This window comes from Acinetobacter sp. YH12100 (assembly GCF_013419135.1).
Lineage (GTDB): Bacteria > Pseudomonadota > Gammaproteobacteria > Pseudomonadales > Moraxellaceae > Acinetobacter > Acinetobacter pseudolwoffii.
Genome location: NZ_VPAQ01000033.1, coordinates 1 through 7,264, shown reverse-complemented (window position 1 = coordinate 7,264; position 7,264 = coordinate 1). Strand labels below are relative to the sequence as shown.

The following is a 7,264-nucleotide window of genomic DNA, read 5'->3' as shown; positions in this document are numbered from 1 at the left end:
AATTTTCTGACAAATATTTCTCAAATAAACTTCGAGTCATTTCTACCATCAATCAATGAAAATAATTTCGATCGATCAACCAGTAAAAATCCACACAAGTTGTTCTTCATAATCTCTTAATGATCTTCTTGTTACTTCGTCAGTAGCAAGCTAGGTCGGCTATGTTACACTAAATTTTGTTAGTGTCAACAAGTAATTTAAATTATTTTAAACTTTCTCCTAAAACCCAATCTTAACACTCCGCGCTAAGTTGCTGTTTTATCAGAAGTTTTAATCTTCATCACTGCCGATGGATGTGCATTCTACAGCATTTCAGATCAGGTGCAACCCCTTTTTTAAAACTCTTTAAACAGCTGCTTGTTTAATAAGCCGATAAAATACTAAGTTTATGTTTTTTAAATAAAAAATAATTATATAAAAATTTATCTCTATAAACCATTTGAGCTAAAAACACATAAGATATTGATTTTTATTATTTTATAGAGAGTAATATCAAAAAAGCAGGATAAAAATCCTGCTTTTTGTCTAGAAGATCGTCAAATTAGAACGTCATACTGACTCTTGCCCAGTAATTACGCCCTGTATTATTAAATTGTTGCTTCGTTGCAAACCCATCACCAAAGCCAGCATTGCCTAATTTATTTAAATGTTCTGTATATGTTTTATTCAAAACATTATCCACACCAACGGCAAGATCAATATCTTTTGCCACATGATAGGTACCATTCAGAGATAAAATCGTAAAACCTGCACTTGGCTTGATATCAAAACCAACAATGTTGCCTTCATTTTCACTAATGCGGTTTTGCCCATCAACAACACGCCACAATAAGCCGAGATTATATTTCTCTTGAACATAACGGAGATTGACACGTGCTTCTAATGGGGAGATTTGAGCCAAGGGTGTATGGTCTGTGGTATTTTCACCCCAAGCATACATAAGACTCAGATCTGTATATAAGGCATCGGTAAACTGATAGCCTATACCAGCTTCAGCACCTGCAATATTGGCATCAACATTACGTGCATGGGCTTTTAAATTTTGGTCATATCTCGTCAAGATATAATCCTGAATAACACCTGCGTATATAGAAGCCCATGAACTTACTGCGCCATGTTGATGTTGATATCCCGCATCAAGTTGAAGTGTTTTTTCTATATCGACCTGATTAAACGTATTGTTGTTGCCATTACCACTGATTGGACTAAAAAGCTCCCAATAGTCTGGCATACGCTCAACATAGCCTAAACCAATATAAGTTTTTCCATCATCATGGTCGGCATGAGTATTTTCAAAACGAATAAATCCACTCGTCAATGTCTGATCTAATTCACGGTTATAACGCTGATCAATCGATTCTTGTCGCTCATCCTTAACGCTGACTTGATCAAAACGAAGACCTGACACCAAACGATTTTGCTCATTAAAATGATAATTCACTTCACCAAATGCACCGAATGATTGAAACTCCATGTCCGTTTCACGTGGTTTGTTCTTATAACTTTCATGCATGCCTTTACGAATGCTATGTTGGTTATTTTGTGTATCAGCACCTGTGATGAAATCAATATTGTCCCATTCATGTGTCACTGCAAAACGTGCATTTAAGCTTTTACGTGCCACATTGGTCGCCATTGGCATCTTCATACCGCCTGCTGGATTAAAATCGCGCAAACTAAAGTTATCCATGACATGGTCATTAAAATTATAGTTGACTTGGGCTTCTACTTTTTTAATCACATCTGTGACATTTTTCTTTTCAAAACGCAAACCTAAACTTTCACGGGCAAACTTCGAACCATCCATCCCACGTCCAGCGTAAACAGCCTCACCATCTGCTTTACCAGCGGTCAATTCAAACCATGTGTCTTCAGATGGCGTCCAACCCAAAGCGAGATCGGCATTCCAGCGCATCCAATCCGAAGGAACAACATCACCTTCCCCATCTTTATAACTATTTGCAGTAGAACGATTGGTATTTAGACGTATATATTTTTGCTCATCTCCAGCAGCCAATTCTAAATTGGTATCTACACGATCAAAAGAACCCAATAAAACAGTTGCCTGCCCACGATAGTTTTTCTCTGAGCTAAATACCTCAGGACGACGCTCAAAAATAACCGTTGCAGCCGAACCAGTATTGGCATATTGCACGGTTTGCGGCCCTTTGATCACCGTAATCTGGTCGTAACTTTCTGGGGAAATATATGAGGTGGGTGAGTCCATCCGACTTGGACAGGCCCCCAGGTTTTCAGTGCCATCGGTCAGGATTTTAATTCTTGAACCAAACATACCCCGGAAAGTCACATCACCATTGGTGCCGGCACCGCTATTCACTGCACTAAAACCGACAATACTTTGTAAATAGTCTGCACCATCTGATGCCGGAATCGGTTGAATCGGCTGTTTCGGATCAGCACGGACAATCAGTCCATTGGCATCATTACCTGCTGTAGAAGTCACCACAATCGGTGCCAAAGTTTGCACGGGCATCGTTTCATTTGCCATTGTGGCTGGTGAATAACAGATAACACAAATCGCAGCCGCAAGTGGCTGTAAAAAAAATTTAGGCTGAGCCATTTTTTTATCTCACTGAATACATAAAAAAGCATGGCTTGAGTCAATAACAACCCAAGCGAAAAATGCAGGTTTATGCAGGCAGTGGCGGCGCTCGTCCCTGAGGAATTAAAAAGAGCTGCTGAAGGACAAACCAGACATGCTTAAAGGTTTTTTGATAAGCAATTAAACGGACATGAATCCGGTCAAGAACCTGTTTGATGTCCAGATCAGGTGGCAACAGCAGATTTGCGTAGACGGTACAGTACTGACACTGATGATTGGCATCATGATGCTCATGTGAGGTATGCGTCGCCTGAACAGACTGCATGGCATGTTCGGCAGCACTATGATGGGTGTGGGTATCTGTCGCTATAAAAAGCGCACGCGTGATAGTTTCACAGACCGGAGCAATCTGATATTGCTTCGGCAACAAAGGCTGTAAAAATACAGCAATCTGTAGAAACACAGCTGCAAATGCAAATAGCAGCCCCGCGCGTAAAAACACAGGCTATTCCTAAAACATGCTTATGTCGATTATAACAAAGCCCAATCAGAATTGGGCTTTGCTAGACCATTTAAATAAACTTTAAAATGATCCTAGCGTTTCACTGCCACCCTGTCTTTATTACGTTGGCGGACCAGTTTTTCCACTTTTTCACGTGCACGTTGACGTTTTAATGGCGATAAATAATCGACAAATAATTTGCCATTTAAGTGATCCATTTCATGTTGGATACACACAGCGAGAAGTCCGTCAGCATCGAGCTCAAATGCTTGACCTTCCAGATTAATTGCCTCGATTTTTACGCGTGACGGACGATCAACTTTATCGTATATTTGAGGAACTGATAGACAGCCTTCTTCGTAGGGCTGCGTTTCTTCAGTCAATGGTGTGATTTTGGGGTTAATAAACACCATCGGTTGATCTTTATTTTCAGACAGATCCATAACAATCAGCTGAATATGACGATCCACCTGAGTCGCGGCAAGTCCGATACCTGGTGCTTCATACATGGTTTCAAACATATCCGCAGCGAGCTGACGAATTTCATCAGTCACTTCTTCGACAGGTTGTGCAATGGTACGAAGACGGGGATCCGGGAAACTTAAAATAGGTAATAAGGCCATACTGCGTCCTCAATTATGCCATTGATCAAAAAACCAAATGAAGGGAATGCTTCATCAAAAAAATGTGTGTAAGATCGTTATTATAACGCAACTACGCACATAATTTTAGGAATTATGATAATGAAAAAGGTTTTGAAGGGCATGCCATTTTTTAGTGCCTTGGGGTTTAAAAATCAGATGCTGGCACTTGCCGTTTGTGTCGGTGTCAGTATGGGGACCATTCATTCTGCCGAGGCAGCACCTGCACGCAACGTCAATCCACCGGCATTAAAAGCCAATGCACCGAACGTTTATGTGGTGAAAAAAGGCGATACGCTTTGGGATATCTCGAAACGCTTCCTGAAAAATCCGGTACGTTGGCCTGAAATCTGGGCCAGCAACAAGCATGTGAAAAATCCACATTGGATTTTCCCGGGCGATCGCCTGTTGATGTGTGATTACCAGGGCCGTCCGATTATTGGCAAAGATGAAGGTGATGGTTGTGACGGTATTATCAGCCGCTATCTGGGCAGCACCTCTCTGCAACCTCAGATTCGGGTTGAATCTTTAAACAATACCATTCCAGTGATTCCACTAGAACATATCAAACAGTGGCTAGAGCGCTATACCCTGATGGCGCCTGATTCAGTTCAAGGCACCCCATACATTCTTGGAACTGCAGATCAGCGCGTACTGGCGGGCAAAGGCCAGAAAGTCTATGTACGTGGTAACGGTCTGGTCGTTGGTCAACGCTATGCCGTTTATCGTGAAGCTGAGCCTTATGTATTTACCGATGCCAATGGCAAGAAATATACTGCTGCACTCGAGCTGCAACAGGTGGCATCTGGTATTGCGGTACGTAGTGAAGGTGAGGTAACCACACTGGAGCTGACTGACAGTTATAACGCGGAGGTGCGTCGCGGTGACCGCGTACTCGCTGAATACGACCCGATGTTACCGACGCTGTTCTACCCAACCAATGCAGAAAGTATTGTGCCTGGTGGTCAGATTGTGCGTGTATTGGGGTCGATTGGTACTGCAGCACGTCATAGTGTCGTCACCCTTGACCGTGGTACGGCACATGGCGTTCAGACAGGTCATGTCTTTAGCGTAAACCAGAAAGGTGAAGTGGTGACTGATCCGAAGACTAAAGAACGGGTGCAATTGCCAGGTGAGCGTATTGGTCAGGTCATGGTCTTTAAAGCCTTCGATCAATTGAGCTATGCCTATGTGCTGGATAGCGAGCTTCCAATTAAAGTGGGTGCCGGCATTCAGCCTCCTTTGTTAGAAGACTAAGGTTGCAAAGTGGGATGATGTTGATAGATCAGCATCATCTCAATTATTTTCATTCATACCAATAATAAGAAGACGCAAAAATAGGTCTCACTATGTTGAACAGATTGTCGACATCACAAATCAATGCCATCACGCTGTGGTATTTGGTGCAACATTCCCTCACCAGCTTTTATAAAATCAGTCGGCATTATGCAGATCTTGCGGATGCAGTCCATTGTTCTCAAATCGAGACCTGGCAAAAGCTCGGCCTTCATAAAAATCATATTCAACGCCTGAAAGACTTTCAAAGCAGCGAATCTCAAACCCATTTTCAGCACAGTCTAGAACAGATTCAGTTGCACAGTGATTTTGTGCTTTTGCATACAGATGCTGAATATCCACAACAACTGAGTCATTATGAGCATAAGCCGCCAATTCTGTTCGGGCAGGGACATGCAGATCAGTTACTCCAGCCACAAATTGCAATTGTTGGCAGTCGCAAGCCAAGTCCGCACGGACAGCAAGTCGCCTATGACTTTGCCTTTTATCTGAGTGAGCAAGGTTTTTATATTAATAGTGGCTTGGCACAAGGGATTGATGAAGCAGCACATCGGGCTGCGCTACAACATCGACGAACGATTGCAGTGATGGGTACAGGGATCGAACAGACCTATCCTGCTGTACATCAAGCACTACGTCAGCAAATGATTAACCACGGTGGTACAGTTATTACTGAGTTTTTACCTTTTACCCCACCCTTGCAGCAGCATTTTCCACGGCGCAACCGAATTGTCAGCGGCTTAAGTCTTGGGGTGATTGTGGCAGAAGCCGCGTTAAAAAGTGGTTCATTGCTTACGGCACAATGGGCAGCGGAACAAGGCAAGAACATATTTGCAATTCCGGGGCATATTTACAGTGAACATCATCAAGGTTGTCATCAACTGATTCGTGAAGGTGCAATTTTAATTGACCATCCACAGCAAGTGATTGAGGATTTAGCCCTAGCAACACAGTGGCAAGCGAATGCAAATCACTTCAAAAAAGATACTTATCCTGAGCAAGAGCGCACTATCCCGCCCCATTTAATTCATCTTTATAATCAACTCGATTGGGTCGGACAGAGTCTGGATCAGCTCAGTTTTCATTTACAACAGGAAGTATCTTCCTTGACCAGTCAATTGATGGAACTTGAGCTGCTCGGCTTGAGTACTCAACAAGCGGGCATGTATCAGCGTTGTCGTCCACTGAAATAAAGTTCACAATAGGGCTTTGTTGTTTTGTATAAGGTATTCACATGATTACTACCTCTGTTGCTGAAGCAGCAGCATGTCTTAAAGACGGACAAGTCTTGGCATATCCTACAGAGGCTGTTTGGGGCTTGGGTTGCGACCCTTATAATGAACAGGCATTTCATCAGATTTTAAAATTGAAACAGCGCCCGATTGAAAAAGGGGTGATTCTATTGGCAGCGCATATTTCACAGGTGGAACATCTGCTGCAAGATTTAACTACAGAAATGCGTGAACAAGTGATTGAATCCTGGAGCAATGACAGACCCGCTGAACGCGCCATCACCTGGCTGCTTCCCGCGCATCAGGAGATTCCGGCCTGGATTAAGGGCGATCATCCCAAAGTGGCGGTTCGCGTTACCAACCATCCACTCTGTATGGCACTGTGTCAGGCCTTTGGCGGTTTTATTGTGTCTACCAGTGCCAATCCTGCAGGATTGGAACCGGCACGTTCACTGCAAGATGCGATTCGCTACTTTGATCAGAATCTGAATTATCTGAATGGTGACTTAGGGTTAAGCCAGCAACCGAGCCGGATTATTGACGCCGTCAGTGGGGCGATTATTCGCGACTAAGTTGGTTCTCAGTCGACTCAGATATTCAAGCTCGACTAAAGTTTTAAGACAAAAAAAAGCTCAACCATATAGGGATGGTTGAGCATAAAAAAGGATGTGCATAAATCACATCCAGAGGGTTCAGAAATCTCTGGGAGTTTGATAAAACAAGGAAAAATATGTTTAATCATTCTCGATGGACGCATTATGAGAGAAAATTAGTGCAACGACAAGTACAATAAAAAACTCAATTAATACATATTTTCTATTAATACTAGGCAACTTTTAACCAAAATTCAAACTATCTTGCTCTTTCTATTCTAGTTTTAAAATAAATTAAGATTTTTATATTTATAGGACTTACGCACTATTATTTATAGATTCTCTGTGGTAGCAGATGATTTTTATCGAGAATAAAGTCATCAATGAAGTTTTTGATAACTGGTCTAAATAATTTCTTCTGCCAACGATATACATTT

General features: G+C 42.3%; 6 protein-coding genes and 1 pseudogene. 3 read left to right on the top strand and 4 right to left on the bottom strand.

What is annotated here, in order from left to right; all coding sequences use genetic code 11:
- Positions 1-541: 541 nt before the first annotated feature.
- From FTU40_RS14595 to def, 3 genes are all read right to left on the bottom strand, one after another.
- Positions 542-2,581: a TonB-dependent copper receptor gene (locus tag FTU40_RS14595; protein ID WP_180041307.1), complete on the bottom strand. Its 2,040-nt coding sequence runs from the start codon at positions 2,579-2,581 to the stop codon at positions 542-544.
- Positions 2,582-2,651: 70 nt separating this feature from the next.
- Complete coding sequence (locus FTU40_RS14590; protein ID WP_159138879.1) at positions 2,652-3,065, bottom strand: DUF2946 family protein; 414 nt, start codon at positions 3,063-3,065, stop codon at positions 2,652-2,654.
- A gap of 92 nt (positions 3,066-3,157) precedes the next feature.
- A complete protein-coding gene (gene def, locus FTU40_RS14585; protein WP_159138880.1) occupies positions 3,158-3,688 on the bottom strand; it encodes a peptide deformylase in 531 nt (176 codons plus the stop codon).
- 120 nt (positions 3,689-3,808) lie between these two features.
- Between def and FTU40_RS14580 the strand changes: the two genes are divergently transcribed.
- The 3 genes from FTU40_RS14580 (at position 3,809) to FTU40_RS14570 (ending at position 6,806) form a co-directional block, all read left to right on the top strand.
- Positions 3,809-4,963, top strand: a complete 1,155-nt coding sequence (locus FTU40_RS14580; RefSeq protein WP_100355393.1) for a LysM peptidoglycan-binding domain-containing protein — start codon at positions 3,809-3,811, stop codon at positions 4,961-4,963.
- A 92-nt stretch (positions 4,964-5,055) separates the two neighbouring features.
- Positions 5,056-6,195 carry a DNA-processing protein DprA gene (dprA, locus tag FTU40_RS14575; RefSeq protein WP_100329712.1) on the top strand — a complete coding sequence of 380 codons (1,140 nt, stop codon included), beginning with the start codon at positions 5,056-5,058 and terminating at the stop codon, positions 6,193-6,195.
- A 41-nt stretch (positions 6,196-6,236) separates the two neighbouring features.
- On the top strand, positions 6,237-6,806 hold the full coding sequence (locus FTU40_RS14570) for an L-threonylcarbamoyladenylate synthase (protein ID WP_074383691.1): 570 nt from the start codon (positions 6,237-6,239) through the stop codon (positions 6,804-6,806).
- A gap of 349 nt (positions 6,807-7,155) precedes the next feature.
- Here the strand turns inward: FTU40_RS14570 and FTU40_RS14565 are convergent.
- Positions 7,156-7,264, bottom strand: a pseudogene (locus FTU40_RS14565) (IS701 family transposase); the annotation flags it as partial.

Excerpts from the sequence above, each read along its gene's own strand:
- FTU40_RS14595 (WP_180041307.1), bottom strand. The coding sequence starts at position 2,581 with ATGGCTCAGCCTAAATTTTTTTTACAGCCACTTGCGGCTGCGATTTGT.
- def (WP_159138880.1), bottom strand. The coding sequence starts at position 3,688 with ATGGCCTTATTACCTATTTTAAGTTTCCCGGATCCCCGTCTTCGTACC.
- FTU40_RS14580 (WP_100355393.1), top strand. The coding sequence starts at position 3,809 with ATGAAAAAGGTTTTGAAGGGCATGCCATTTTTTAGTGCCTTGGGGTTT.
- dprA (WP_100329712.1), top strand. The coding sequence starts at position 5,056 with ATGTTGAACAGATTGTCGACATCACAAATCAATGCCATCACGCTGTGG.
- FTU40_RS14570 (WP_074383691.1), top strand. The coding sequence starts at position 6,237 with ATGATTACTACCTCTGTTGCTGAAGCAGCAGCATGTCTTAAAGACGGA.